At 60.1% G+C, this 24,528-nt stretch carries 24 protein-coding genes; 19 read left to right on the top strand and 5 right to left on the bottom strand.

Translation table 11 applies throughout. The features are described from left to right. Positions 1 to 19 precede the first annotated feature (19 nt). Together BN1800_RS20185 and BN1800_RS20180 are read left to right on the top strand one after the other, a co-directional pair. Positions 20 to 859 (top strand): BtpA/SgcQ family protein, encoded by an 840-nt coding sequence (locus BN1800_RS20185; RefSeq protein ID WP_027510413.1) that lies wholly within the window; start codon positions 20 to 22, stop codon positions 857 to 859. Then, a complete protein-coding gene (locus BN1800_RS20180; RefSeq protein WP_087000476.1) occupies positions 859 to 1,527 on the top strand; it encodes a TenA family protein in 669 nt (222 codons plus the stop codon). Before BN1800_RS20185 ends, BN1800_RS20180 begins: the two co-directional genes overlap by 1 nt. A gap of 138 nt (positions 1,528 to 1,665) precedes the next feature. Here BN1800_RS20180 and BN1800_RS20175 read toward each other — a convergent pair whose 3' ends face one another. After that, positions 1,666 to 2,673: a LacI family DNA-binding transcriptional regulator gene (locus BN1800_RS20175; RefSeq protein WP_087000559.1), complete on the bottom strand. Its 1,008-nt coding sequence runs from the start codon at positions 2,671 to 2,673 to the stop codon at positions 1,666 to 1,668. A 209-nt stretch (positions 2,674 to 2,882) separates the two neighbouring features. Between BN1800_RS20175 and BN1800_RS20170 the strand changes: the two genes are divergently transcribed. From BN1800_RS20170 to BN1800_RS20140, 6 genes are all read left to right on the top strand, one after another. Further along, positions 2,883 to 4,211 (top strand): alpha-L-fucosidase, encoded by a 1,329-nt coding sequence (locus BN1800_RS20170; protein WP_244564566.1) that lies wholly within the window; start codon positions 2,883 to 2,885, stop codon positions 4,209 to 4,211. 49 nt (positions 4,212 to 4,260) lie between these two features. Beyond that, a complete protein-coding gene (locus tag BN1800_RS20165) occupies positions 4,261 to 5,481 on the top strand; it encodes an ABC transporter substrate-binding protein (RefSeq protein ID WP_087000472.1) in 1,221 nt (406 codons plus the stop codon). Positions 5,482 to 5,520: 39 nt separating this feature from the next. Continuing rightward, positions 5,521 to 6,447 carry a carbohydrate ABC transporter permease gene (locus tag BN1800_RS20160; RefSeq protein ID WP_087000470.1) on the top strand — a complete coding sequence of 309 codons (927 nt, stop codon included), beginning with the start codon at positions 5,521 to 5,523 and terminating at the stop codon, positions 6,445 to 6,447. Next, positions 6,437 to 7,315: a carbohydrate ABC transporter permease gene (locus tag BN1800_RS20155; RefSeq protein WP_087000468.1), complete on the top strand. Its 879-nt coding sequence runs from the start codon at positions 6,437 to 6,439 to the stop codon at positions 7,313 to 7,315. Before BN1800_RS20160 ends, BN1800_RS20155 begins: the two co-directional genes overlap by 11 nt. A 604-nt stretch (positions 7,316 to 7,919) precedes the next feature. Beyond that, positions 7,920 to 9,008, top strand: coding sequence for a nucleotidyltransferase family protein (locus BN1800_RS20145; protein ID WP_087000557.1), 1,089 nt, complete (start codon positions 7,920 to 7,922; stop codon positions 9,006 to 9,008). Between the two features lie 753 nt (positions 9,009 to 9,761). Continuing rightward, positions 9,762 to 10,223, top strand: coding sequence for a YbhB/YbcL family Raf kinase inhibitor-like protein (locus BN1800_RS20140; protein WP_027510406.1), 462 nt, complete (start codon positions 9,762 to 9,764; stop codon positions 10,221 to 10,223). 88 nt (positions 10,224 to 10,311) lie between these two features. On the opposite strand, the gene BN1800_RS20135 is transcribed toward BN1800_RS20140, so the two are convergent. After that, a complete protein-coding gene (locus BN1800_RS20135; protein WP_087000464.1) occupies positions 10,312 to 10,752 on the bottom strand; it encodes a DUF2267 domain-containing protein in 441 nt (146 codons plus the stop codon). Positions 10,753 to 11,003: 251 nt separating this feature from the next. On the opposite strand from BN1800_RS20135, the gene BN1800_RS20130 reads away from it, so the two are divergent. The 9 genes from BN1800_RS20130 to BN1800_RS20090 all read left to right on the top strand — a co-directional run bounded on the left by BN1800_RS20130 (position 11,004) and on the right by BN1800_RS20090 (position 19,502). After that, positions 11,004 to 11,447, top strand: a complete 444-nt coding sequence (locus tag BN1800_RS20130; protein ID WP_027510404.1) for a CBS domain-containing protein — start codon at positions 11,004 to 11,006, stop codon at positions 11,445 to 11,447. Between the two features lie 206 nt (positions 11,448 to 11,653). Next, on the top strand, positions 11,654 to 12,397 hold the full coding sequence (locus BN1800_RS20125) for a FadR/GntR family transcriptional regulator (protein WP_087000462.1): 744 nt from the start codon (positions 11,654 to 11,656) through the stop codon (positions 12,395 to 12,397). Between the two features lie 29 nt (positions 12,398 to 12,426). Further along, complete coding sequence (denD, locus tag BN1800_RS20120) at positions 12,427 to 13,410, top strand: D-erythronate dehydrogenase (protein ID WP_087000460.1); 984 nt, start codon at positions 12,427 to 12,429, stop codon at positions 13,408 to 13,410. Between the two features lies 1 nt (position 13,411). Beyond that, a complete protein-coding gene (locus BN1800_RS20115; protein ID WP_087000458.1) occupies positions 13,412 to 14,188 on the top strand; it encodes an SDR family oxidoreductase in 777 nt (258 codons plus the stop codon). Between the two features lie 107 nt (positions 14,189 to 14,295). Beyond that, positions 14,296 to 15,363: an ABC transporter ATP-binding protein gene (locus BN1800_RS20110; protein WP_087000456.1), complete on the top strand. Its 1,068-nt coding sequence runs from the start codon at positions 14,296 to 14,298 to the stop codon at positions 15,361 to 15,363. 131 nt (positions 15,364 to 15,494) lie between these two features. Further along, positions 15,495 to 16,808: an ABC transporter substrate-binding protein gene (locus tag BN1800_RS20105; RefSeq protein ID WP_087000454.1), complete on the top strand. Its 1,314-nt coding sequence runs from the start codon at positions 15,495 to 15,497 to the stop codon at positions 16,806 to 16,808. A gap of 66 nt (positions 16,809 to 16,874) precedes the next feature. Then, the gene (locus BN1800_RS20100) at positions 16,875 to 17,810 is read left to right on the top strand and encodes a carbohydrate ABC transporter permease (protein WP_027510398.1); all 936 of its coding nucleotides are present in this window, start codon (positions 16,875 to 16,877) and stop codon (positions 17,808 to 17,810) included. Between the two features lie 16 nt (positions 17,811 to 17,826). After that, the gene (locus tag BN1800_RS20095) at positions 17,827 to 18,720 is read left to right on the top strand and encodes a carbohydrate ABC transporter permease (RefSeq protein WP_027510397.1); all 894 of its coding nucleotides are present in this window, start codon (positions 17,827 to 17,829) and stop codon (positions 18,718 to 18,720) included. A gap of 35 nt (positions 18,721 to 18,755) precedes the next feature. Beyond that, a complete protein-coding gene (locus BN1800_RS20090; protein WP_087000452.1) occupies positions 18,756 to 19,502 on the top strand; it encodes an SDR family NAD(P)-dependent oxidoreductase in 747 nt (248 codons plus the stop codon). 23 nt (positions 19,503 to 19,525) lie between these two features. Here the strand turns inward: BN1800_RS20090 and BN1800_RS20085 are convergent, their stop codons facing one another. The 3 genes from BN1800_RS20085 to ltnD all read right to left on the bottom strand — a co-directional run bounded on the left by BN1800_RS20085 (position 19,526) and on the right by ltnD (position 22,402). Next, on the bottom strand, positions 19,526 to 20,551 hold the full coding sequence (locus tag BN1800_RS20085; protein WP_087000450.1) for a LacI family DNA-binding transcriptional regulator: 1,026 nt from the start codon (positions 20,549 to 20,551) through the stop codon (positions 19,526 to 19,528). Between the two features lie 154 nt (positions 20,552 to 20,705). Then, on the bottom strand, positions 20,706 to 21,482 hold the full coding sequence (gene otnI / locus BN1800_RS20080) for a 2-oxo-tetronate isomerase (protein WP_087000448.1): 777 nt from the start codon (positions 21,480 to 21,482) through the stop codon (positions 20,706 to 20,708). Beyond that, the gene (gene ltnD / locus BN1800_RS20075; RefSeq protein WP_087000446.1) at positions 21,482 to 22,402 is read right to left on the bottom strand and encodes an L-threonate dehydrogenase; all 921 of its coding nucleotides are present in this window, start codon (positions 22,400 to 22,402) and stop codon (positions 21,482 to 21,484) included. The genes otnI and ltnD overlap by 1 nt, the downstream gene beginning before the upstream one ends. Before the next feature lie 190 nt (positions 22,403 to 22,592). On the opposite strand from ltnD, the gene otnK reads away from it, so the two are divergent. Both otnK and otnC read left to right on the top strand, forming a co-directional pair. Beyond that, positions 22,593 to 23,879, top strand: a complete 1,287-nt coding sequence (gene otnK / locus BN1800_RS20070) for a 3-oxo-tetronate kinase (protein WP_342210311.1) — start codon at positions 22,593 to 22,595, stop codon at positions 23,877 to 23,879. Further along, the gene (otnC, locus tag BN1800_RS20065) at positions 23,872 to 24,513 is read left to right on the top strand and encodes a 3-oxo-tetronate 4-phosphate decarboxylase (protein WP_087000444.1); all 642 of its coding nucleotides are present in this window, start codon (positions 23,872 to 23,874) and stop codon (positions 24,511 to 24,513) included. The genes otnK and otnC overlap by 8 nt, the downstream gene beginning before the upstream one ends. Positions 24,514 to 24,528: the final 15 nt, after the last annotated feature.

The raw sequence follows: 24,528 nt of genomic DNA, 5'->3' as shown, positions 1-24,528 counted from the left end.
CTTTCGAAAAGGGAAACAGATGCAGGAAATATCCGACAAGACCTCAAGCGCCATACGGGAAATATTCGGGACTGACAAGGCGCTGATCGGCATGATCCATTGCCCCGCCTTCCCCGGAGCGCCGCGCTATCGTGGTGAGGAGATGAACGCCATCTACGACGCCTGCATGCGTGATGCGGAGGCCCTGATTGAAGGCGGCATGCATGGCCTGATCATCGAAAACCATGGCGACATCCCTTTCTCGAAGCCGGAGGATATCGGCCCCGAGACCGCGGCCTTCATGTCGGTCATCACCGATCGCATCGCCCGCGCCGTCGGTGTTCCCCTCGGGATCAACGTCCTCGCGAATGCGCCGATCCCATCGTTCGCAATAGCCATGGCCGGCGGCGCGAAGTTCATCCGTGTCAACCAGTGGGCCAATGCCTATGTGGCCAATGAGGGTTTCATGGAAGGACGCGCGGCTGAAGCGATGCGTTACCGCTCCATGCTGCGAGCCGAACATATCCGCGTTTTCGCCGACAGCCACGTCAAGCACGGCGCCCATGCCATAACGGCCGACCGCACGATCCAGGAGTTGACCCGCGACCTCGCTTTTTTCGATGCCGATGCCGTCATCGCCACCGGCCAGCGCACCGGCAGCACGGCGAGCATCGAGGAGATTGAGGAGATCGGCGCCGCCACCCAGTTGCCGTTGCTGGTCGGGTCGGGTGTCAGCAAGGAGAATATCGTCGAGATCCTAAAGCGTACCAACGGCGTCATCGTCGCGTCGTCGCTGAAGCATGGCGGCGTGTGGTGGAGCCCGGTGGACATCGAACGGGTCAAGGCTTTCGTCGCCGCGGCCGCACCGGCATTGAAGTGATGAGCCGCACGTTGGAGAGCCTTTCGGACCAGATCATCCGGGAAAACCGCGCCGTCTTCGAGGCGATGGTCAGTCACCGCTTTGTCGAGGACATCAAGGCGGACCGGCTGTCGAAGGAAGCCTTCGACCGGTACCTTGTTTACGAAGGCGACTTCGTCGACACGGCCATTTCGATCTTCGCCCACGCGACGGCCGAGGCCGCGACCATCGCGCAGAAACGGTGGCTGATCGGTGTGCTGGATGCGCTCGCCAATCAGCAGATCGCCTATTTCGAGAAGACGTTCAATTTGCGCGGGATCGATCCCTCCGCCTTCGACACCAATTGTCCGGAGGTGGCAGCCTTCCGCGACGGCATGCTGGAAACTGCAAGATCCGGAAAATTCCTCGATACGATCACCGCCATGTTCGCAGCCGAATGGATGTACTGGACCTGGTCCAGGCAGGCCGCCGAGTGCCGGATCAGCGATCCGTTGCTCAAGGAATGGGTGGACCTCCACGCACACGAGGATTTCGCTGCACAGGCGCGCTGGTTGAAGACCGAACTGGATCTCGCGGGCGACACCCTCGATCCTGCCGAACGCACGCGGCTCAGCGCCATCTTCGGCCGGGTCCAGCAGCTGGAGATCGACTTTCACAACGCGGCTTACTTTGAGTTGGAATGCCCATGACACAGAAAAGTCCCGTTGATGCCGAGCGCCTGCCGGCCCGTGCGCGGCATGCGCATTGTCCATCCCACGGATCAATCGACAGCCGCCGATCCGCCTGATACGAGCACCACGCAGCATCTCAGTTTTTCTGGAAACACGTCAGAGACGTCTGGTTGAGTCACCGCGCACAAATCTCGGCGTCAGGATGAGGTCCTGCGGCGGCGCGGCGGCTCCCTCGGAGCTCTGGATTCTTGCCAGCAGGCGCTGTGCCGCCAGTTCGCCGAGCTTTTGGGCGTCCTGCACCACCATCGTGATGCGGGGCGTGATCACGCTGCTCCAGGGCACGTCGTCGACCATCGCCAGCGACACGTCGTCCGGGCAGCGGAAGCCCATCTCCTGCATCACCTGAAGCGCTGCAAGGCCCATCATGTTGTTGGCGCCGATGATGGCGGTCGGCCGATCGCGGCGGGCGAGCAGGCGCATCGCTTGCCTGTAGCCGCCCGTCCGCGTGTAGCCCCCTTCGACCACCAGCGAAGGGTCGATGTCCACGCCGGCACCGGCCATCGTGTCCATGTAGCCTTTCAGGCGCTCGTCGGCGGTGTGCAGACCGGCCGGGCCGGAGATGAAGGCGACGCGTCTGTGGCCGAGCTGCAGCAGGTGTTCCGTCAGGATGGCGGTGGTGAGCGGGTTGTCGGAGCCGACGAAATCGCGCTCGGCGCCTTCCACCTTCTGGTCGAACATGACGATGGGGATCTTGAAGTCGCGCAGGAATGCGGCGTAGTCGTTCCCGCGCCCGTTCGCAGCCAGCACGATGCCGGCCATCCTCTGCGCTTCCAGCCGCTCCAGCAACGCCCGCTCGAGGTCCGCCTTACCGGATGAGTCGGCGATCAGGACGAAATAACCGTTGTCCAGCGCCTGGTGTTCTATCTCGCGGCGGATGTCGCCAAAGAACATGTTGCCCAGATTGGCCGAGACAAAGCCGATCAGCGAGCTGCGTCCCCGTGCCAGGGTCTGGGCCACCGGGTCGATACGATAACCGGTCGCTTTTACGGCCTGCTGGATGCGGTCGAGCGTCTCGATCCCGACCCGCTTCGGGCTGTTGAGCGCGAGCGAGACGGTCGAGATCGAAACTCCCGCAAGGCGCGCGACATCTCGGATGGTTGCCATTATGATCGAACCGGTTCTATGACGCTCTTGTGTCAGATTCTTTTCGCCTATGCAAGACATGGATCTTGGTTATCCCGAATCTGCAAGGAAATTTTTCAGAATTCGCAATCCTTGATTCCTGCTTGACAGCTACGAGATCAAGGAAGATTATCAAAATGCCGAACCGGTTCGATGAGGATGCTGAACTGGAAACAAGGGAGGAGAGGCCTGTGGCGATTGCGGTGCGTCAGTCGGGGAGCCCGGCATCTGGGGAGTTGGACAAGCATGCGTGGTTCAGCCACGACCGTCTGGGCCTGTTCATCCATTGGGGTCTCTACGCTCTAGGCGCCCGGCACGAGTGGTTGAAAAACCGCGAGGAACTGACCGACGAGCAGTACCAGCGCTACTTCGACAATTTCGATCCCGATCTTTATGAGCCCAAGGAATGGGCTCGGCGAGCCCGTCTCGCCGGCATGAAATATGTCGTGGTGACGACCAAGCATCACGAGGGCTTCTGCCTGTGGGACAGCAAGGTGACGGACTACAAGGCGACGAACACGCCTTGCGGCAAGGACCTGCTGACCCCGCTGGTCGAGGCGTTCCGCGCCGAGGGACTGAAGATCGGCTTCTACTATTCGCTGATCGACTGGCACCACCCCGACTTCCCGATCGACGTCCATCATCCGCTGCGCAACCACCCCGACGCGAAAGCGCTGAATGCCGGCCGCAACATGGCCAACTACACCGCCTACATGCACGAACAGGTACGTGAGCTTCTGACCGGCTTCGGCCGCATCGACATCATGTGGTTCGATTTCAGCTATCCGCGACGGGAATATCGCGGCCTGCCCGGCAAGGGACGCGTCGACTGGGAGAGCGAGCGGCTGGTTGGGCTGGTGCGCGAGTTGCAGCCAGGCATCATCGTCAATAACCGCCTCGATTTGCCGCTCGACGGCGACAACCTGCCCGACATTGTGACGCCGGAGCAGTACACGCCGCGCGTCGCGCCCGCCATCGCTGGCCGGCCCGTGCGCTGGGAGGCTTGCCATACCTTCAGCGGTTCCTGGGGCTATCATCGTGACGAGGACAGCTGGAAGAGCCCAGAACAAATCATCAAGCTGCTCATCGATTCCGTCGCCATGGGAGGCAACCTGCTGATGAATGTCGGCCCGACCGGCCGCGGTACGCTTGATGCACGCGCGATCGCTGGGCTTGAGGTCTACCAGAATTGGATTTCAGTGAACGGGCGCTCCATCTACGGGGCAGGGCCGTCCGACTATCCCGTGCCGTCGGGCTGCCGCTATACCCAGCGCGGCAACCGCCTCTACCTGCACATCTGCAACTGGCCTTTCCGCCACATCCACATCGAGGGTATCGCGGACAGGATCGCCTATGCGCAGTTCCTGCACGACGCCAGTGAGGTGCGCTGGCTCAGCCACATCAAGGAGGTGGATTCCAATATCGGCGTGACCGTGCCGGAAGGCGTGATCACGCTCGAACTGCCGGTACGGCGGCCGGACGTTACTGTTCCGGTGATCGAGATCGTCCTGAAGCCGTAGCGTTCGACCATTGCTTGTCCATTGCATTCATGGAGGGAGGAGAAAACCCATGAAGGTTCTGAAGAAAGCGCTATTGCTTGCCGCAATCGGCGGCAGCCTCTTTGCTACGGCTGCAACCGCCGATCAGGTCAATCTGACCTGGCAGATGTGGACCGCCTCCGAAACCGACACCAAGACCTGGCAGCACTTGGCCGACATGGTAAGTGCCAAGCACCCAGACATCAAAGTGACGCTGCAGACCGCCGGCTGGGTCGACTATTGGACCAGGCTGCCGGTGTTGGCAGCGTCGGGCCAGCTGGCCGACATTGTCTCCATGCAATCATTGCGCATGTCGAACTTCTATTCGCTGCTCGAACCGCTCAATGCGAGGATAGAGGCGGACAAATTCGACCTTGGCGCCTTCACCCCCTCGATCATCGGCGGCATGTCGGTTGACAAGGAGCTTTACGGCCTCCCTTACGATGTCGGTCCATGGGTCATCTATTACAACCAGGAGGCTTTCGAGGCCGCCGGCATTCCTTTGCCGAAACCGGGCTGGACGCTTGCCGAGTTTACCGATGCCGCAAAGAAGCTCACCAAGGACGGCAATTACGGCTTCGGTGTCGCCCCGGTCAACTATTCGGTCATGGCGTCCGCTTGGGGCGACAAATACGTCAACGACGCCGGACAGCTCGACCTCGTCAATCCGCGCGCGATTGCCGCAGCCGACAGGCTGATCGGCTTTGCCGCCAAGGATAAGATTGCGCCGCTTGTCCCGTCAGGCAACGATGCCGGCACGGTCATCCAGGGCCGGTTCAATTCAGGCAATATCGCCATGTATGTCGACGGTCCCTGGTCCATCATTGGCATGAAAGACCAGGTCAAGTTCAAGGTCGGTCTCACCACCCTGCCGCGCGACGAGGGCGAGCTGGCGGCCGTTACGGCGGGCTCTGGTTTCGGCATTTCCACCACCAGCCAGAACAAGGATGCGGCCTGGAAGGCGATTCAGGTGCTTACGAGCCCTGAAGCGCTGTCGTACCTTGCCGAGAAGGGGCGTGCGTTGCCGGCGCGCACTGCCGCGCAATCGTCCTGGTACCAAGTGGCGGCCAAAGACATCACCAATGGCGGCGAGGCCCTCGACTACTCCTTGGCGCACTCCATACCCTACGCGATCACCGACAATTGGGCGGCGGTAGAAAACCTCTTCAACCAGTATTTTCCTCCCGCCTTCGCCGGCAGTGTCGACGCCAAGCAGACGATGGAGACCATCCAGAGCCTCGCGCAACAATAGCTCTCGCCCCGGCAGGAATTGCCGCGCATGGAGGAAAACATGTCGCAAAGCGCCGTCGCCGAAGTTCCCGTGCAGCCCGTTCAGCGGCGGCGCATTTTGAAGCCAGACACGCAGACGGCCATGCTGTTCCTGCTGCCAAGTTTCCTCGGATTCATGGCCTTCATGGCCTTGCCGATCGCAGCGTCGTTGGCGCTCAGTTTCACCAATTGGCAGTTGATCTCGACGCCGTCCTTCGCCGGCTTTCAGAATTATGTCCGCCTCTTCACCGTTGATCCGGCTTTTTATACCGTATTGCGCAACACACTATTCTTCGCCGTCGAGTATCTCACGCTGAACATCATCGTCTCGCTGACGCTCGCTGTATGGATATCGAGCCTGAGGCATGGCAAAGCGATCTTCCGGGTGATCTTTTTCCTGCCGACGTTCACTCCGACGATCGCAGCGTCGGTGGTGTGGCTGCTCATCTTTACGCCGGATGGACTGGCAGACAGCCTCATCCGTTCGCTTGGCCTCGGCCTGCCCAATTTCCTACTCAGCACGACCTGGGCAATGCAGGCCATCGTACTCGTCACTCTGTGGGCGAATGTCGGCTACAATGTCGTGATGTTCAACGCCGCGCTCGACCTTGTGCCGAGGCACTACATCGAGGCTGCGACAATCGACGGCGCCAACGCATGGCAGCGTTTCTGGCGCATCCGCCTGCCACTGATCTCGCCGACGATCTTCTTCGCCACCGTGATGACGGCGATCACCTCGCTGCAGGTGTTTGATGAAATCTACGCGATGACTCGCGGCGGTCCGGGCTCGGCGACGGCCACGCTCGGCTTCGCAATCTACCAGAAGGGATTCGCCAACTTCCAGATGGGCTACGCTTCGGCGCTGGCCTGGGTGATGTTCATCATGATCATGGCGTTGACCATCTTGCAGTTTCATATGCAGCGCAAATGGGTGCACTATGGCGACTAGGCCGGACCTGTTACACCCGAATTCCGTATCGCGGAACAGAGCCCTGCGGCGCATTGGCACCTTCGTCAGTTATGCCGCGCTTTCGCTGATCGCCATGCTTTTCCTCTTCCCGTTTTTCTGGATGGTGTCGAACGCGGTTCGCTCCAACACGGAAGTGCTGGCCGTGCCGGTTCGCATTCTGCCGCAGGAATATCAATGGGGAACCTTTGTCGAAGCATTGGTCTCACTGCCGTTTGGAACCTTCCTGTTCAATTCCTTCGTAGTCGCCAGCGGCGTCACGGCGATCGTGATTGCGGTGTCCTGCCTTTCCGCCTACTCATTCGCGCGGTTGAAATTTCCCGGCCGGGAGGGGCTGCTGCTGGCTTATCTCGGCACGCTGATGATCCCGCAGGTGATGCTGGTCATCCCGCTCTTTCTGGTGGTCAGCAAGCTCGGCTGGGTCAACACCTATCACGGCATGATCCTGCCTGTCGCGTTCGGCTCCTTCGGCACGTTTCTGTTGCGGCAGTTCTTTCTCGGCATTCCCAAGGATCTCGATGAGGCGGCGATGATCGATGGGGCTTCGCGCCTGCGTATCCTGGTTACGATCATCGTTCCGCTCGCCATGCCGGCCATCGGCCTGCTGGCGCTTTTCACCTTCATGGGGCAGTGGAACAGCTTCCTGTGGCCGCTGATCGTCACCAACGGCATGGAGAAAGCCACGCTGCCTCTCGGGCTCACCTTGTTCCAGACACAACAGGGCACCTCGTGGAATTACATTATGGCAGGCGCGGCGATCTCCATGCTGCCGGGCATCGTCCTGGCCGTCGTGCTGCAGAGGGTAATCTACCGGGGCGTCACCATCGGCTCCGGCTTCGGCGGGCGTTAATTCCAGCCAAAATACTGGCGGTCCAAACTTCAGCCTAAGAGCACCGCAAGCGCGCCGACGCTCATAGAGATAGCCAACCGCGTGTTCGAAAAGGTGATTGATCGTATCGAACCCGAGAACGAAAGCCTCACGCGCAAACTGTGTGGGACCCCGGCGACTATATCGACAACCATTTCTTTCAAGACGGGATGCTGCCGATGACGCTGGATTATGCCGACTACCTCATCGATGCGTTCCTCGTGCATCATGTGATCGACTTAGCTGTGCAGTCCGATAGGCTGACCGAGCAGCCAACGAACTGGAACCCGACATGTATATCTAATTCCGGTTGTGCGGGTTTTTTGTAGTATTTGTCGTAGGAGCTAACCCATTCTTAGCTTCCGCCATGTGGACGTTCAACTTCTTCGCACCTGCCTATTTTATGGCGGACCGACATCAGGATGCGGGTTGCGGCTCCCGTTATAAGGTCTTGGCAGAAACTTATAACGGCGCTGTCAGATGAGTGGAGACGACTTCATTCGTAAAAGGTAGGCGTCGCTTCGACGAGGCGATGGCCGAACTTGCCGCCGAGAGGGCCGCTGCACTCGAGAAGGAAAAGATGCCAATGATGAAAGAGATCGACATCAGCTATCGGACGATGTTCGCGGAGCTGGCGCAGCGGACGCTTGACGGGCAATTTCTGGCGGACTTCCCGATGGAGGGGTGGTTCGTAACCGTTACCGTGAAGGGCCGCGATTACTGGTATTTCGATCTCCCCACTCCCGAAGGCAAGGACAAGCGAAGCTATGTCGGCCCACACAGCGACGAAGCGATCACGGAGCGGGTGAAGGCCCACAAGGAGATCAAGGACAACATCCGGGAGCGGAGGCGCATGGTTAGCACGCTGCGCCGTGCGGGCCTCCCCGGTCCCGATCCATTTGCGGGCGACGTCACGAAAGCCCTAGCGGACGCCGGATTGTTCCGGCTGCGGGCCGTCCTGATCGGGTCGGTGGCATTTAGCACCTATGCGGGGATGCTCGGCGTCCGGCTGCCATCGTCGGCCATGCAAACGGGCGACGCGGATTTCGCGCAGGATTTCGCAATCAGCTCGGAGGTCGGGGACAGCCTGCCTCCGGTGCTGGAAGTCCTCCAGTCGGTCGATCCCGAATTCCGAGCGGTTCCGCACCAGGCGGACAAAGCCAAGGTGGTCGCCTTCCAGAATGCCAAGGGCTATCGGGTAGAGTTCCTGACGGGAAACCGGGGATCGGACGAATACACGGGCGAGCCGTCGCCCATGCCCGCCCTCGGCGGTGCCTCGGCGGAAAACCCGCGGTTTCTCGATTACCTGATCTACGAGCCTGTCGGCACGGTGCTTCTCTTCCGCGAAGGCGTGAACGTCCTTGTCCCCGCTCCAGAGAGGTATGCCGTCCACAAGCTGATCGTGTCCTCCAGAAGACTCACAGACACGCTAGGACGCGTGAAAGCGGACAAAGACCTATCGCAGGCCTCCCTGCTCTTTGAAGCGCTCGTAGAAACGCGCCACGGCGACGAACTGGCAGATGCTTGGGCGGAGGCATGGGATCGCGGCGATGCGTGGAAGGAAGGCATGGTCAACGGTCTCTTGAGGCTTCCTAACAACGGTGTCAAAGCACTCGGAAAGGCTCTCGGCCCCGATATGGTGGAAAACCTGATGAAAAAGCGATCGAATAGATGATGATTGTGCCGAACGTTTTTGACATTCCTACAAGGAGATGATTCGCCGCGCCAATCGATAGCGAAAACCGCCCGGCGCATTCTAGGTTGATGCAATGTCGCATCGATGACGAGGCTGCAGCGAGCCGAAAACCGCATTCCCCCATTTGCGACGGACCTCGTGGCGGTCAATCCAGCCCACCCGGTCACAGGCCCGGCACGTTCCACCGGCTGATCCACAAAGAGGGAGCGACTTTCCAGATCGGGTCATCTTCGTTGTGCCTCGCCTGGGAAACCAGGTCCCGAAGCGCCTTTGCGTGCGGCGTGTCTTTGTATGCATAGATGGTTGGGCCACCATTGCAGGAGACAACGAACTCCTTCCGAAACCCAATTCCGTAGCTCCGCGCTTGTTGGCTAGGCGAGCAAGGAAGCGCAATCTCGCTGAAACAGATGGATTGGGGCGCTATAGGATACTGTTTTCCCGTGCCAAAGCGCGTTCGCGCTTCTATTCTCCGCCTGGAAAGGAATGGACATAGAGTTGTCGAGCTCCACGAGGTCGGCTCTCCATTCAAGACGTTCAGCTGTTGCACGGTTGCCCCACATCCGGCGCTCTAGGGCGCCGCCGATGACGCGTTATGCCACCGAGCACGTGCTCTATCGTCTGAGTGTTTCGAAACGCCATTAACTCGGGAACAATATCGCTGCCGTCAGGTTGATCTAGCTTCAACGCAAAAGCGAGGCCGCGCGAGCCAGCAGGATAAAAGAGGAGGAAGCTATGGCACTGACCCTGATGAGCCCGGCATTCACCCAGGACAAACCCATTCCGCAGAAATATGCGCGCTCCGGCGAAAATCTGTTTCCGCCTCTTAAGTGGAGCGGCGCTCCGGAGGGAACGAGGAGCTTCGTCTTGGTCGTCGAAGACCCGGATGCGCCGCGCGGTACCTTCCGCCATTGCGGCATTGCCAATATCCCCTCCGATTGGGATGCTCTGGCCGAAAGCGCCGATACCGCACCGGAAAACACGGCACGCTTTTACAAGAATGATTTCGGCAATGCGCGCTATGACGGTCCGCAGCCGCCGCGGGGTGACCGCCCGCATCACTATATCTTTCGCCTTGCCGCTCTGGATGTCCCGAGCCTTTCGATTCCCGGCGACGCCGGTATCGCGTCGATGTGGAACGAAGCAAGGAAACACGTGCTCGCGGAAGCGACCATTACCGGAACCTATCAGTCCTAGGCTGGTTCGATTTCATGTGATCCGAAATGCTGCGATCGGGCCGCGCATTGCGCCTGCCGCGCCGAGACGGATCGCACGTCTACCACTGCTATTTCACGCCGACGCTCTCGGGCCACAGAGCCTGGATCTCCTTCGGCAGCGCATCGCGCACCTTGGCCGATTGGCCGAGATCGATATGGCGGGCAAGAACCTGGAATACGGATTTTGCTGCAGCGGCGGGATCGACCGGGCGAATGGATTTCAGCCCTTCCGCGATATGCTCGAGGAATTCATCACGTGAACGCGTTTTGTCCGGCGTCTTCGAAGGGCGGTATTGGTCGTAGTAAATGCCGCGCACAATGAGTGGCAGTTCCGCACCGAGATGGGCGGCAAGGTCCGGCGAAAGCCTGTCGCGCAAAGCCTTCAGGACGGCGCCTAGTATATGCCATGCGACGTGCCTGTCGGGACCATGATCGGCCATGATTTCGTTCAGCCAGGTATTGGTGGTTTGCAGTGTCTTGTCGAAGACATCGAGACCGGATGTGCTCATCTTCACACCCTCCTTTGCAAGGGGCCGGTCAAACCCCGAAAGTCCTTCTCTATAAGCACAACCGCAATCGGCCGTAATTGTTTCGCTGCCCTGCAAAGAAAACTTCAGCAGGCGGGATTATCGGCGCATTTTTGGCTGGCCCGAGCCGCAAAAACAACTGCCGCGACCTCGGCCGAATCGGCTTGGAACATTAGGGGGTCCAATACGTTCGGCCCCTGTGGAAAATCCATGCAAGGCGGAGGAAAAAGACCATGAAAGTGAGCGAAGTGATGACGCGTGACGTCCGGCTCGTCAGGCCGGACCACACGATACAGGAAGCGGCGAAGATCATGGCCGAACTCGATGCTGGCGTCGTGCCGGTCCAGGACAATGACCGGCTCGTTGGCATGCTGACGGATCGCGACATCGCGGTGCGTGCTATTGCTCAGGGCCAGGGCCCCGAGGCGAAAGTCGGCGATATCATGACGTCCGAGGTCAGGTACTGCTTTGATGATCAAGACACGGAAGAGGTCTGCAAGAATCTTGCCGATCAGCAGATCAGGCGGATTCCAGTGGTCAACCGGAACAAGCAGCTGGTCGGCATACTGTCCCTTGGCGATCTGGCAACAATCGTCGAAAAAGGGTCGGCAGGCGCAACTCTTGCCGGCATATCGCGGCACGGAGGTCAGCATTCGCAGTCGGGCGGCCTTCACTAGTGGCTGCCCCGCGACGTGAAGTGCCCACCACGTGGCGCCGCGGCGCCACGTGCAATCTCAGAAGGTGACCATCGGCGCCAATGCGCATCTTTGCGAACAATCTATGCTGCGGTGCGGCGACGAATGTCCCTTGACGGCTGTCGCACCGTAACCTTTACTCAACTGATCTGCTGGACCAACCAGTATATCAGTGAGTGATGCGGATCATGGACGAGAGCCCGATCTTGACGCAGGTGCCGAATGTCGGGCGAAGCCTCGCCCGCCAGACCGCACGAGACGTCATTGCTGAAAAGCTGATGGTCCTGATTGCCACAAACATGCTGCGGCCGGGCGACGAACTGCCGGGCGAGCGTGAGCTTGCCAATGTTCTTCATGTCAGCCGGGAAACCGTGCGCGGCGCAATCCAGATGCTTGCTGCGCAAGGCATTATCGAGGTGTCGCATGGCAGCCGCAGCCGTGTCGGCAAGGTTGACCTCAGCCACATCACCGTCACGATCGCATCCCCTAACGCCATCGACAGTTACGATCTGGAATCGGTTCATGCCGCGCGGCTGCATATCGAGCTCAAGATCGTCGGCGACGCCGCCGAAAGGATAGACGGCGAAACGCTGAACAAGCTGCAGAGCCTTTTGGAAGCGCAGCGTCTGGGCGGGGACGATGCGATGCGCTTTCTCATCTGCGACCGCGAATTCCACGTTGCGATCTATCGCGCCTGCGGCAACCCGCTGCTCGCCGACTTCGTCACCGATCTGTACACTTACATGATGAACTACCGGCGCAACGCCATGTCCCAGCCGGGAGCCATCGAGGCCAGCTACAACGATCATGTTGCGATCGCCGAGGCTCTCGCGCGGCATGACCGGGAGGCCGTCGTGGCGGCGTTCCAGCATCACCTGACGCGTATTTACGAAACGACAAGGGTCCTGTTGACCGCCGGCAGTCCGGCTTGAGCCGGATAGTATGAGGAGATTTGCCTGAGATGCATGTGATGGTTATCGGCGCAGCTGGCATGATCGGCCGCAAACTGGTGGAAAAGCTCGGCTCCGACGCCGAAGCGTTGGGCCGCGGCATCGACCGGCTGACGCTCGTCGACGTCATTGCTCCGCCGCTGCCTGCCGCACTTGCCTCCGTTTCCAACGCGCTGGCGCTTGATCTATCGGAAACCGGCGCCGCAGCCAGGCTTGCGGCGATGCGGCCGGATCTGATCTTCCATCTCGCGGCGATCGTGTCCGGCGAGGCCGAGGCGGATTTCGAAAAGGGCTATCGTATCAACCTCGACGGCACGCGTTCGCTATTCGAGGCGATCCGGCACGAGGGCCAGAAAGCACCTTATACGCCACGCTTGATTTTTGCGTCATCCATCGCCGTCTTCGGGCAACCTTTCCCGGAAAAGATCGCAGATGATTTCTTCACGACGCCGCTGACGAGCTACGGGACGCAGAAGGCCATCTGCGAGCTCCTCTTGGCCGACTATTCACGGCGTGGGATCTTCGACGGCATCGGCATCCGCCTGCCGACCATCTGCATTCGCCCCGGCAAGCCCAACAAGGCCGCCTCCGGCTTTTTCTCCAACATCCTGCGCGAACCGCTTGCCGGTCAGGAGGCCGTGCTCCCGGTTGAAGAGAACGTCCGCCACTGGTTTGCGAGCCCCCGTTCGGCGGTCGGCTTCTTCGTCCATGCCGCGCGTATCGACACCAGCAAAATCGGCCCACGCCGGAATCTGACCATGCCCGGCCTTTCCGCGCTTGTCGGCGAAGAGATCGAGGCGCTGCGCCGCGTTGCCGGCGACAAGGCAGTCAAGCTCATCCGCCGCGAAGCCGACCCGGTCATTCGTGCAATTGTTTCCGGCTGGGCGACGGATTTCGATGCGCAGCGTGCGACCGCACTCGGCTTCAGGGCCGAAACCAATTTCGACGAGATCATCAAGATCCACATTGAGGATGAACTCGGGGGGAACATCTGAGATGCCGCAATCCGCAACCCTGCAGAAAGGTAAGGTCGCGCTCGTTACCGGCGGAGGCACCGGCATCGGTCGCAGCATCGCCAAGGCACTGGGTGCTGAAGGCTATATCGTCGTCATCACGGGCCGCCGGAGCGATGTTCTCGAAAAAGCCGCCACTGAGATCGCTGCCGAAACCGGCGGCACGCTCCGAGCGATGATCTGCGATATCGGTGTCGCCGAACAGGTCGCAGATCTTTTCGGCAACATCAAAGCCGAGTTCGGCAGGATCGACCTTCTCGTCAACAATGCCGGCAGCAACATTCCGGCGATCCCGTTGGAAGAGGTTACGTTCGATCAGTGGAGCGGGGTGGTTGCGGCCAATCTGACCGGCGCCTTTCTTTGCACGCAGCAGGCTTTCAAGCTGATGAAGTCGCAGGAGCCACGCGGCGGCCGCATCATTAACAATGGGTCGATTTCCGCCACGACGCCGAGGCCGAATTCCGCCCCTTATACGGCGACCAAGCATGCGATCACCGGCCTGACGAAATCGACGGCGCTCGATGGGCGGCCATATGATATCGCCTGTGGCCAAATCGATATCGGCAATGCTGCAACGGACATGACGTCGAAGATGAGCTCGGGAGTGCTGCAGGCAAATGGCGAGACCGCCAGCGAGCCGACGATCCCGTCTGAGCATATCGCCCGCGCAGTCGTCTACATGGCAAGCCTGCCGTTGGAGGCAAACGTGCTGACCATGACGGTGATGGCGACAAAGATGCCGCTCGTGGGCAGGGGATAAGCATATCGAAGTTCAATTGGCCTTAAGTCCTGGCGGTGAATATCCTGGAGGAGGGATGACCGGCAGATGGAGGCCAAAAGCGAAGACAAGTTCTGGGAGGAACTTTTATGGCAAGTGTCGAGTTCGTCGATGTCAGGAAATCATTCGGGGCGTTCCCGGTCATCAAGGGTGTGAACATCGAGGTCGCGGACGGGGAGTTCGTGATCCTGGTCGGACCGTCCGGATGTGGAAAATCCACACTTTTGCGAATGCTTGCCGGGCTTGAAAATATTTCCGCCGGTGAAATCCGCATCGGCAGCCGCGTCGTCAATGGGCTGGCGCCGGGCGAACGCGACATCGCCATGGTCTTTCAGAACTACGCACTTTATCCGCACATGACGGTGGCGCAGAACATGGCCTTCTCGCTGATGCTCAAACGGGCGCCGAAGGCGGACATGGATCAGCGTGTCAACAAGGCCGCTGGCATCCTCGGCCTCACCAAACTTCTCGACCGCTATCCGCGCCAGCTTTCCGGCGGCCAGCGGCAGCGCGTTGCCATGGGTCGGGCGATCGTGCGCGATCCGCAGGTCTTCCTTTTCGACGAACCGCTCTCCAATCTCGACGCCAAGCTCCGCGTCGCCATGCGCGCCGAGATCAAGGAGCTTCATCAGCGCCTCAGCACCACGACGGTCTATGTCACCCACGATCAGATCGAGGCCATGACGATGGCCGACAAGATCGTCGTCATGCATGATGGCGTCGTGGAACAGGTGGGCGCACCGCTCGATCTCTACGACAGACCAGCCAACCTTTTCGTCGCGGGCTTCATCGGCTCACCGGCGATGAACATGATCAAGGGCCGTCTCAATCCGGACAACGGCAATCAGTTCATCGCATCGGACGGAACCGTCCTGCCGGTTGCAAATCCACCCGCCGGCGCAAAGGGACGCGATCTGATCTATGGCTTACGCCCGGAATATATCACGCTCGACGCCAATGGCCTGCCGGTGGAGATCGTCGTGATTGAGCCGATGGGCTACGAGACACAGCTGATCGCCAAGCTCGCGGGCAGCGATGTCACCTGCATCTTCCGCGAACGCGTCAATGCGCGGCCCGGCGATATCTTGCGCGTCTCGATCGACGCGCCACATGTGCATCTCTTTGATGCCGAAAGCGGCCAGAGATTGAGTGCCTGATAACGCTTCAGCGGAGGCATGGGAAGAAGAGGAGTCTTTTCCTGCCCATCCGCCGATGCGATGACCGCCGTTCACGAAGCGGGAAAGTGAACGCCGGAGAATTCGCTCCCGCTTTTATAGGAGGAGGTATTATGACAATCAAAAGACGTGATTTCCTTGCTGCGTCGGCGGCTGCCGCCGGTATCGCGGGCCTGGCGCCGCTCGGCATACGCCCGTCCTTCGCCCAGGCGGAGCCGAGCTACAAGCCGGAAGAGGGCGCAACCCTCAGGCTTCTTCGCTGGACGCCGTTCGTCAAAGGAGACGAGGAGGCCTGGCTGGCCAACACCAAGAAGTTCACCGAGGCGACCGGCGTCGACGTTCGCGTCGACAAGGAAAGCTGGGAAGATATCCGCCCGAAGGCTGCCGTTGCCGCCAATGTCGGTTCCGGTCCGGACATGGTGATGTGCTGGTTCGACGACGCCCACCAGTATCCCGACAAGCTCGTCGACCTGACCGAGCTTGCCAACTATCTCGGTAACAAGTACGGCGGCTGGTATGACGGTGTCCGCGGCTATGCAACGCGCGGCGACAAGTTCATCGCTATGCCGCTGACGGCGATCGGCAATGCCGTCGTGTACCGCGACAGCCACGTGAAGGCGGCAGGCTTCAGCGAATTCCCGAAGGACACCGCGGGCCTCCTCGAACTTTGCAAGGCGATGAAGGCCAAGGGTACGCCCGCCGGCTTCCCGCACGGCAAGGCTGTCGGCGACGGCAACAATTACGCCCATTGGCTGCTTTGGAGCCATGGCGGCAAGATGGTGGACGAAAGCGGCAAGGTGACGATCAACAGCCCTGAAACGCTGGCTGCCATCAACTATGCCAAGGAACTCTATGCAACCTTCATTCCGGGCACGGAAAGCTGGCAGGACATCAACAACAACCGCGCATTCCTCGCCGGGCAGGTTTCGCTGATCGCAAACGGCGTATCGGTCTATTATGCGGCGAAGAAAGATCCAAAGCTTGCCGAAATCGCTGCGGATATGAGAACCACGAACTTCCCGATTGGCCCAGTCGGCAAGAGCGTCGAGCTGCACCAGACGAGCTCGCTGCTTCTCTTCAACCATACCCAGTATCCAGAAGCTGCCAAGGCCTACATCAAGTTCATGATGGAAGCTGACCAGATGAACGCCTGGATTACGGGTTCCAGTGCCTATTGCTGCCAGCCTCTGAAGGCTTTCGCCAGCAATCCCGTCTGGACGTCCGATCCGATACACGCGCCTTATGCCCGTGCATCGGAGACACTTCGCCCGAACGGCTATGCCGGTCCGCTGGGCTATGCCTCGGCAGGCACCATGGCCGACTATGTCCTCGTCGACATGTTCGCCGTTGCCGTAACGGGCCAGATGACGCCCGAAGACGCGATGAAGGAAGCGGAGCGCCGGGCAAACCGCTACTACCGTGTTTAAGCCCGCTTAAAGGTCTGCAGCATGCCGGCAACGGCATGCTGCGATTGTCCATCAGGAGATACCACCATGTCGACCGTGACATCCGGGGATACGACGCGCGGCCCGATCGCATCGCTCATGCAGAACAACAATGTGCACGGCTTCCTCTTCATGCTGCCGGCGGCCATCTTTCTCGTATGTTTCCTCACCTATCCGCTGGGGCTCGGTGTCTGGCTCGGGTTCACCGATACCCGAATCGGTCGCGACGGTATCTTCATCGGCCTTGAGAACTATCAGTTCCTTGCCAGCGACTCCGTCTTCTGGCTCTCGGTCTTCAACACCCTGCTTTATACGGTTGTCGCTTCTATCCTGAAATTCGTGCTCGGCCTCTGGCTGGCGCTGCTTCTCAACCAGCACCTGCCATTCAAGTCATTCTTCCGCGCAATCGTCTTGCTTCCATGGGTCGTTCCGACGGTTCTCTCGGGGCTGGCCTTCTGGTGGATCTACGACGCGCAATTTTCGATCCTCTCCTGGTCGCTGATTAAGATGGGCCTGATCGACGGACCGATCAATTTTCTCGGCGATCCCACCAATGCGCGCATCTCAGTCATCATCGCCAATGTCTGGCGCGGCATCCCGTTCGTTGCCATCTCGCTGCTCGCCGGCCTGCAGACCATTCCTGCCTCGCTCCAGGAAGCGGCCTCGCTCGACGGTGCAACCAGCTGGCAGCGGTTCCGCTACGTGACGCTGCCGATGCTGACGCCGATCATCGCGGTTGTGATGACCTTTTCCGTGCTCTTTACCTTCACCGATTTCCAGCTCATCTACGTGCTAACCAAAGGCGGGCCGGTCAACGCAACGCATCTGATGGCGACGCTGTCCTTCCAGCGCGGCATTCCGGGCGGCCAGCTGGGCGAGGGTGCTGCCATTGCGGTCGCGATGATTCCCTTCCTGCTTGCCGCCATCATGTTCAGCTTCTTCGGTCTGCAGCGCCGCAAATGGCAGCAGGGCGGCCAGGATTAAGGATCGGGAGACAATCATGAACGCCAACACCACCGATCAGGTTCTGACCGACAATGTCCAGGGCATGAGCTATCTCAATCGCCTGCCACGGCGGATCGTCATGCTCTATCTGCCGATGGCGGTCTTCGTCTTCGTGCTGCTCTTTCCGTTCTATTGGATGGCGATCACCGCCGTCAAACCGAACTCGCAGCTGACCGACTACAACAATTACAGTCCCTTCTGGGTCGTGGAGCCGACGCTCGATCACATCAAATATCTGTTCCTCGAAACATCCTATCCTGGCTGGCTCTGGAACACGATGCTGGTTGCGGTCGGCTCGACGGTTCTATCGCTCGCAGCATCCGTCTTCGGCGCTTATGCAATCGAGCGTGTGCGCTTTACCGGCTCGCGCCCGGTTGGGCTCCTGATCTTTCTCGCCTATCTCGTGCCGCCCTCGATCCTCTTCATTCCGCTCGCCTTCATCGTGTTCAAGCTCGGAATATATGATTCCAGGCTGGCACTGATCTTCACCTATCCAACCTTCCTCATCCCCTTCTGCACCTGGCTGCTGATGGGCTATTTCCGCTCGATCCCTTTCGAGCTTGAGGAAAGTGCTCTGGTCGACGGTGCGAACCGCTGGCAGATCCTGGTGAAGATCATTCTCCCGCTTGCGGTGCCCGGATTGATATCGGCCGGCATTTTCGCCTTTACGCTCTCATGGAACGAATTCATCTACGCGCTCACATTCATCCAGTCGTCGGAAAACAAGACCATCCCCGTCGGCGTTCTGACGGAACTGGTGCGCGGCGACGTGTTCGAATGGGGATCGTTGATGGCAGGTGCATTGTTCGGCTCGCTGCCCGTCGTGATCCTCTACTCGTTCTTCGTCGACTACTATGTCTCGTCGATGACCGGCGCGGTGAAGGAATGATGAGTGCAGTTGACGTTGGTGAGGGGGAGGGGCGGATGAACAGGATCGATCTGGAAGGCCAGCACGCGATCGTAACAGGTGGTGCACAAGGCATCGGCTTTGCGATCGCCAGCCGCCTCGTCGCCTCCGGCGCGGTGGTGACGCTTTGGGATATGGACGCGCCATTGCTGGAGAAGGCCAAGGCTGCGCTCGGAGCTGGAACTCGCAGCGCCGTCGCCGATATCTCGCACTGGGAACAGGTTGAGGCTGCCTATGCGGCCACCGCCGCTGATCGCCCGCCCGTTTCGATCGTCGTCAATTCGGCTGGCATTGCAGGAGACGCCGCGCCGGTTGACAGCTATGACATCGGCATGTGGCGGAAGATCATCGATATCAATCTCACCGGTACCTTCTACGTCAACCGCGCCGTCGTTCCGGACATGAAGGCACGCAATTACGGCCGCATCGTCAACATCGCCTCGATCGCAGGCAAGGAAGGCAATCCGAATGCTGCAGCCTATTCCGCCTCGAAGGCAGGCGTCATCGGGCTTACCAAATCGCTGGGCAAGGAGCTTGCCGGCTATGACATCGCCGTCAACTGCATTACGCCCGCAACCGCTCAGACGCGGATTCTCGAACAGCTAACGCCGGAGTTCATCGAATACATGCGCTCGCGCATCCCGCGCGGCCGCTTTTTGAAGGTCGACGAGGCAGCGTCCATGGTTGCTTGGCTGGTCTCCAAGGAAAACAGCTTTACGACGGCAGCCACCTTCGACCTGTCGGGCGGTCGCGCCACCTATTGAAGAACATCGCGGACTTCACCGTCTTAAGCCGTGGCGCCGGGGAAAATTTCGAAGCCGGTATCGACGATGGATTTCGTTTGCGGCCGTTCAGGCGTTTCGAAGGCCTTTTCCACCGATGTGCGGCCGATCAGGAAGCGGTTGGAGCGCACCGTCGACAGAGGCTGCGGCAATTCGCGGCCGATATCCAAGCCGTTGAAGCCAAAAACGGCAAGATCGTCCGGCACGCGAATTCCGGCACCCAGGCAATGGAAGACGCCGCCGACTGCCATATCGTCGTTCGAATAGATGATTGCGTCCAGTTTCGCCGGCTCAGCGCAAAGACGTGCCGTCATCTCCCGTCCGGCACCGACGGAGCTTGGCCCTTCGGCTATCGCGTGGGCCGCAATTCCCAATTCCGCGTTGCGCAGGGCGTCGCAAATGCCGTCATAGCGCAGCCGCGCACGCCTGTCCGCTTTCCAGTCATGTCCGGCATATCCGAACCGGCGGTATCCGCGCTCGACAAGGTACTGGCCGGTGGCGTAGCCGGCACGCCGATGCGACATGCCGACGGCAATATCGATCGGCGTCGAATCGATGTCCATCATCTCGACGATACGGATGCCGCTTTCACTAAGCATGCGGTGGGTTGCCGGGGTATGGTCGAAACCAGCGATCAGGATGGCTGCGGGTTTCCATGACAGCAGTCCGCGAACGATCGTTTCCTCCAGATCGATGTCGTAGCCCGTGATGCTGATGACGGGCTGGTAGTCGCTGCCACGCAGAGCGGCGTGAACGCCTTGCAGAACCTCCGGAAAGACGATGTTGGAGAGCGACGGCACGACGACGCCGACCAGGTGTGAGTCGAGCGAGGCGAGTGAGCCGGCGATCCGGTTGGGCACATAGCCTGTCGCCCGTACAGCCTCCATCACCCGCTGGCGCGTTTCTTCGGCCACGGGACCCTTGTTGCGAATGATCCGCGAGACGGTCGACTCGCCCACCCCGGCGCGGAGCGCGATATCCTTGACGGTTACCTTGCTTTTCCTCGCCGGCAGGCGCTGCTTCTGCTGCATGGATTCCTCGTGCCCCTTTGCCCGCAAGCAGGCCGTCTATTGATACTGCGCGGCCCTTATATGAGGCGCCCCGGCCTTGCGGGGCGCAGGCGCCGAAATGCAACGTTACGGCGTCTCGTTGGCGCAGTTTACGCTTTTGCAGCAGCGCTTGCATTCACTGGCTGCGAAACGCGTCAATCCAGCCAAGTCCGGCCACTGTGTTGCCTGCGGGGCGATATTCGCAGCCGACAAAGCCTTTGTAGCCAAGGATATCCAGCTCTCTCAGCAGACGAAAATCGTCAAGCTCACCTGTCGCCGGCTCATTGCGCAGCGGCACAGAAGCGATCTGCACATGGCCGATGATCGGCATCAGCCGCCGAAGCGCGGTGAGCACGTCGCCGTGAATGATCTGACGATGATAAATGTCGAATTGAAGCTTCAGGTTTGGCTTATCCAATGCACTGATAGTATCGGCGGCAAAGTCGAAGTCGTTGAGAAAGTACCCCGGCATGTCCCGCGGATTGATTGGCTCGATGACAATGTCGATGCCGTCCTCGCCCGCCCGGTCGCAGGCATATGTCAGAGAATTGCGGTAAATCGCAACCGCGGCCGCATCCTTGCGCGACCCCAGGCCGCTCATGACATGCAGCCGGCGGACACCGGTGCTTCGGGCATACCGCAGGGCAACATCAACGGACGCCCGAAACTCGTTCTGGCGGCCGTCGAGTGCAGCTAGGCCGCGTTCACCGGCCTGCCAGTTTCCGGGCGGCATATTGAAGAGCGCCGGTGTGAGCCCGTTTTCCCGAAGGCGCTCGCCGATAACCTCCGGCGCATGGTCATAGGGAAAGAGGAATTCCACAGCGGTGAATCCCACCATGGCGGCTGCCGCAAACCGCTCCAGAAATGCAACCTCGTTGAACATCATTGTAAGATTTGCGGCAAATTGCGGCATCAGGTGACCTCCGGTCCGCCGGGAAGCTCGATGCCTGTCACCTTGGCAATCAGCCTCGCGACGGAGGTGTCGTCGTCCCGGCCCATGCCGGCTGCAGCCGTCATGATGAACATTTGCAACGCCGTGGAGGTGATGGGAAGCGGAAACTTCAGTCCACGTCCAAGGTCCGACACGATACCGAGGTCCTTTGTGAAGATGTCAACGGCGCTCTGGGGGGAATAATCGCCCTGCAGGACGTGCGGAACCCGGTTTTCGAACATCCAGGAATTGCCCGCAGACGCCGTAATGACCTCATAGACCTTGTCGATATCGAGGCCGAGCGCCTTGGCAAAGGTTATCGCCTCGCAGGCCGCCGCGATATGAACTCCGGCCAAGAGTTGGTTGACGATCTTGAAAGACGATCCGATGCCGGGACGGTCTCCGAGTTCGTAGACCTTCATGGCGATTGCGTTAAGCACCGGGCGCGCATGGTTGAAAGCCTCGGGCCGTCCGGAGGCCATCACCGTGAGTTCCCCGGAAGCGGCGCGTTTTGCGCCGCCGCTGATAGGCCCGTCAATATAGTTCAGACCGAGGTCGCGGGCGCGCTGCGCCAGATCCTCGGCCGTCTGTGGCGGCATGGTTGCAAAGGACAGGATCGTGCCGCCCTTCGGCATTTTAGTGGCGGCTCCGTTCTCGCCGAATAACACGGCTTCGGTCTGAGCGCCGTTGACGACCACCGTGATGACGATGTCGGCGCCGTCAGCCGCCTCGGCCGGACTTGCCGCCGCCCGTCCGCCGTCCTGTAAGAAGCGGGTCATAGTCTCCGCGCTGATGTCGTAGCCGCTGGTCTCAAAGCCTTTTTTCAGCAGCGACGACGCCACGCCAAAACCCATCGATCCAAGACCGATGACGCAGACCTTAGAATTTGTCCGTTCGCTCATGTTCGAGATCCATTGTTCTGTTCCTTCCACGCGCCAAATTCGGCTTGAAGTGTGACCCGCGGAAAAGTAATGACAGCGCTGCCACTCTATGGTTAGCTTATCGGTGAAACGGATTGCAAGTTCTTATTTTTGCCCGGACTTCCACATGCAGTTCGTGGGAAAAGTGTGAACAACGGCAGAGCGAGGAGGGATGATGCTTATTGGCGCAGTAGCCGACGATATCACTGGAGCCACCGATCTGTGCCTCATGCTGTCGCGTGAGGGCATGCGAACCATCCAGCTGATCGGCTTGCCGGAAGAGGGTGCTCTTTTTGCGGATGCCGATGCGGTGGTCGTCGCGCTCAAGTCAAGAACGGCGCCGTCCGAGGATGCCGTCAGGGATTCGGTCGCAGCGGCACGCAATTTGCTCGCTGCCGGCGCAGAGCAACTGCTCTTCAAATACTGTTCGACATTCGATTCCACCGATGACGGCAATATCGGGCCAGTCGCCGACGCGCTTCAGGACCTGACCGGTGGCGGACTGACGATTGCCTGCCCATCCTTTCCCGCGACGGGCCGCACCGTCTACAAGGGTCACCTTTTTGTCGGTGACCGGCTTCTGTCGGAAAGCCCGCTGAAGGATCATCCGTTGACGCCGATGGAAGATCCCGACCTCGTCCGCGTGCTACAGCGGCAGACAAGGCGTCCGGTCGGTCTCGTCGATTGGCCGGTGATCGCCAGAGGGGAGACCGCCATCCGGGCGGCCTTTGCGCGGCATGAGGCGGCCGGTAAGCGCATCCTTGTCGTCGACACGTTGTCGGACACCGATCTGCGGGCGATCGGTGCTGCATGCGACGGCATGAAGCTTGTCACGGGCGGATCCGGGATTGCCATGGGATTGCCGGGCAATTTCAGGAAACGAGGAAAATTGGCGGTCCGAAAGGCCATGACCCGCATCACGGCGCCGGCCGGGCGAGCGGTTATCCTTGCCGGATCCTGCTCGCTTGCGACCCGTGGGCAGATAGAAGTCGCCCGCAACGCCGGCGCTGCGGCTCTGCGGCTTGATATTTCGGCGATTGCAGATGGAAGCCAGAGCGCGGCGCAGATTGCCGACTGGGCGATCGCGCAGGCGAGTGACCGTGCACCGCTGATCTATTCCAGCGCCAGTCCGGAGGAGCTTCTGAGAATCCAGGCTAGCATGGGGAGGCATGAATCCGGAGCGCTTGTCGAGCAGACGTTGGCCGATGTCGCACGGCGGCTTTTGCAGAAGGGTTTTACCCGTTTCCTCGTTGCCGGCGGGGAAACATCGGGCGCCGTGATCAATGCGCTCGAGATCAAGGCGCTTTCGATCGGCCCTGAAATTGATCCGGGCGTGCCATGGACCCGCAGCATCGGCGGTCCAGATATTGTGCTTGCATTGAAGTCCGGCAATTTCGGCGCCCCCGATTTTTTCCAGAAGGCATGGGCGCTGCTTGAAACGGAGGCTCCAGATGCATGAGATCAATCGCCTGCGCGAGGAGATCTGCCGCGCGGGGCAGTCGCTTTTCGAACGCGGGCTGACTTCCGGCTCGACCGGCAATATTTCGGTGCGTCTTTCCGAGGGCGGGTGGCTGATGACACCGACCAATGCCTCGATGGGTTCGCTCGATCCGGCCCGCCTTTCCCTCTTCGACGCGTCGGGCAAGCTCCTGTCGGGTGATGCGCCGACCAAGGAGGCGTTCCTGCATTTTTCGATGTATGGCGAACGCAACGATGCCGGTGCCGTCGTCCACCTCCATTCAAGCCACGCAACCGCCGTCAGCATCCTGAGCGACATCGATCCTGAGGACGTCCTGCCGCCTCTGACTGCCTATTACGTCATGCGCGTCGGGCGCTTGCCGCTTGTTCCCTATTTCGCACCCGGCGATATGGCGCTCGCAGATGCAGTCCGGTCGCTCGCCGGGCGCCATCACGCCATGTTGCTTGCCAATCACGGGCCGGTCGTTGCCGGCACGACGCTTGCAAATGCCCAGTTCGCTGCCGAAGAGCTTGAAGAAACCGCGAAGCTTTTTCTCATGCTGCAGCATCACGCCAAAAGGATGCTGACCGCAGAACAGGTGGACGACTTGCGCAAGCGCTTCAACCTTCCTTAGGCCGCGTCGACGGCG

The sequence above is a fragment of the Rhizobium sullae genome (genome assembly GCF_900169785.1).
Classification (GTDB): Bacteria; Pseudomonadota; Alphaproteobacteria; order Rhizobiales; family Rhizobiaceae; genus Rhizobium; species Rhizobium sullae.
The sequence above is the reverse complement of the archived record's forward strand: the minus strand, read 5'-3'. Positions and strand labels throughout refer to the sequence as shown.

What these genes read in the sequence shown, in the direction of transcription:
- BN1800_RS20135 (WP_087000464.1), bottom strand. Translation starts at nt 10,752, where the DNA reads ATGAGCACATCCGGTCTCGATGTCTTCGACAAGACACTGCAAACCACC.
- BN1800_RS20115 (WP_087000458.1), top strand. Translation starts at nt 13,412, where the DNA reads ATGCCGCAATCCGCAACCCTGCAGAAAGGTAAGGTCGCGCTCGTTACC.
- BN1800_RS20090 (WP_087000452.1), top strand. Translation starts at nt 18,756, where the DNA reads ATGAACAGGATCGATCTGGAAGGCCAGCACGCGATCGTAACAGGTGGT.
- BN1800_RS20145 (WP_087000557.1), top strand. Translation starts at nt 7,920, where the DNA reads ATGATGAAAGAGATCGACATCAGCTATCGGACGATGTTCGCGGAGCTG.
- otnC (WP_087000444.1), top strand. Translation starts at nt 23,872, where the DNA reads ATGCATGAGATCAATCGCCTGCGCGAGGAGATCTGCCGCGCGGGGCAG.
- BN1800_RS20130 (WP_027510404.1), top strand. Translation starts at nt 11,004, where the DNA reads ATGAAAGTGAGCGAAGTGATGACGCGTGACGTCCGGCTCGTCAGGCCG.
- BN1800_RS20095 (WP_027510397.1), top strand. Translation starts at nt 17,827, where the DNA reads ATGAACGCCAACACCACCGATCAGGTTCTGACCGACAATGTCCAGGGC.
- BN1800_RS20105 (WP_087000454.1), top strand. Translation starts at nt 15,495, where the DNA reads ATGACAATCAAAAGACGTGATTTCCTTGCTGCGTCGGCGGCTGCCGCC.
- BN1800_RS20165 (WP_087000472.1), top strand. Translation starts at nt 4,261, where the DNA reads ATGAAGGTTCTGAAGAAAGCGCTATTGCTTGCCGCAATCGGCGGCAGC.
- BN1800_RS20180 (WP_087000476.1), top strand. Translation starts at nt 859, where the DNA reads ATGAGCCGCACGTTGGAGAGCCTTTCGGACCAGATCATCCGGGAAAAC.
- BN1800_RS20085 (WP_087000450.1), bottom strand. Translation starts at nt 20,551, where the DNA reads ATGCAGCAGAAGCAGCGCCTGCCGGCGAGGAAAAGCAAGGTAACCGTC.
- BN1800_RS20100 (WP_027510398.1), top strand. Translation starts at nt 16,875, where the DNA reads ATGTCGACCGTGACATCCGGGGATACGACGCGCGGCCCGATCGCATCG.
- BN1800_RS20160 (WP_087000470.1), top strand. Translation starts at nt 5,521, where the DNA reads ATGTCGCAAAGCGCCGTCGCCGAAGTTCCCGTGCAGCCCGTTCAGCGG.
- denD (WP_087000460.1), top strand. Translation starts at nt 12,427, where the DNA reads ATGCATGTGATGGTTATCGGCGCAGCTGGCATGATCGGCCGCAAACTG.
- BN1800_RS20155 (WP_087000468.1), top strand. Translation starts at nt 6,437, where the DNA reads ATGGCGACTAGGCCGGACCTGTTACACCCGAATTCCGTATCGCGGAAC.
- ltnD (WP_087000446.1), bottom strand. Translation starts at nt 22,402, where the DNA reads ATGAGCGAACGGACAAATTCTAAGGTCTGCGTCATCGGTCTTGGATCG.
- otnI (WP_087000448.1), bottom strand. Translation starts at nt 21,482, where the DNA reads ATGCCGCAATTTGCCGCAAATCTTACAATGATGTTCAACGAGGTTGCA.
- BN1800_RS20185 (WP_027510413.1), top strand. Translation starts at nt 20, where the DNA reads ATGCAGGAAATATCCGACAAGACCTCAAGCGCCATACGGGAAATATTC.
- BN1800_RS20125 (WP_087000462.1), top strand. Translation starts at nt 11,654, where the DNA reads ATGGACGAGAGCCCGATCTTGACGCAGGTGCCGAATGTCGGGCGAAGC.
- BN1800_RS20175 (WP_087000559.1), bottom strand. Translation starts at nt 2,673, where the DNA reads ATGGCAACCATCCGAGATGTCGCGCGCCTTGCGGGAGTTTCGATCTCG.
- BN1800_RS20110 (WP_087000456.1), top strand. Translation starts at nt 14,296, where the DNA reads ATGGCAAGTGTCGAGTTCGTCGATGTCAGGAAATCATTCGGGGCGTTC.
- BN1800_RS20140 (WP_027510406.1), top strand. Translation starts at nt 9,762, where the DNA reads ATGGCACTGACCCTGATGAGCCCGGCATTCACCCAGGACAAACCCATT.
- otnK (WP_342210311.1), top strand. Translation starts at nt 22,593, where the DNA reads ATGATGCTTATTGGCGCAGTAGCCGACGATATCACTGGAGCCACCGAT.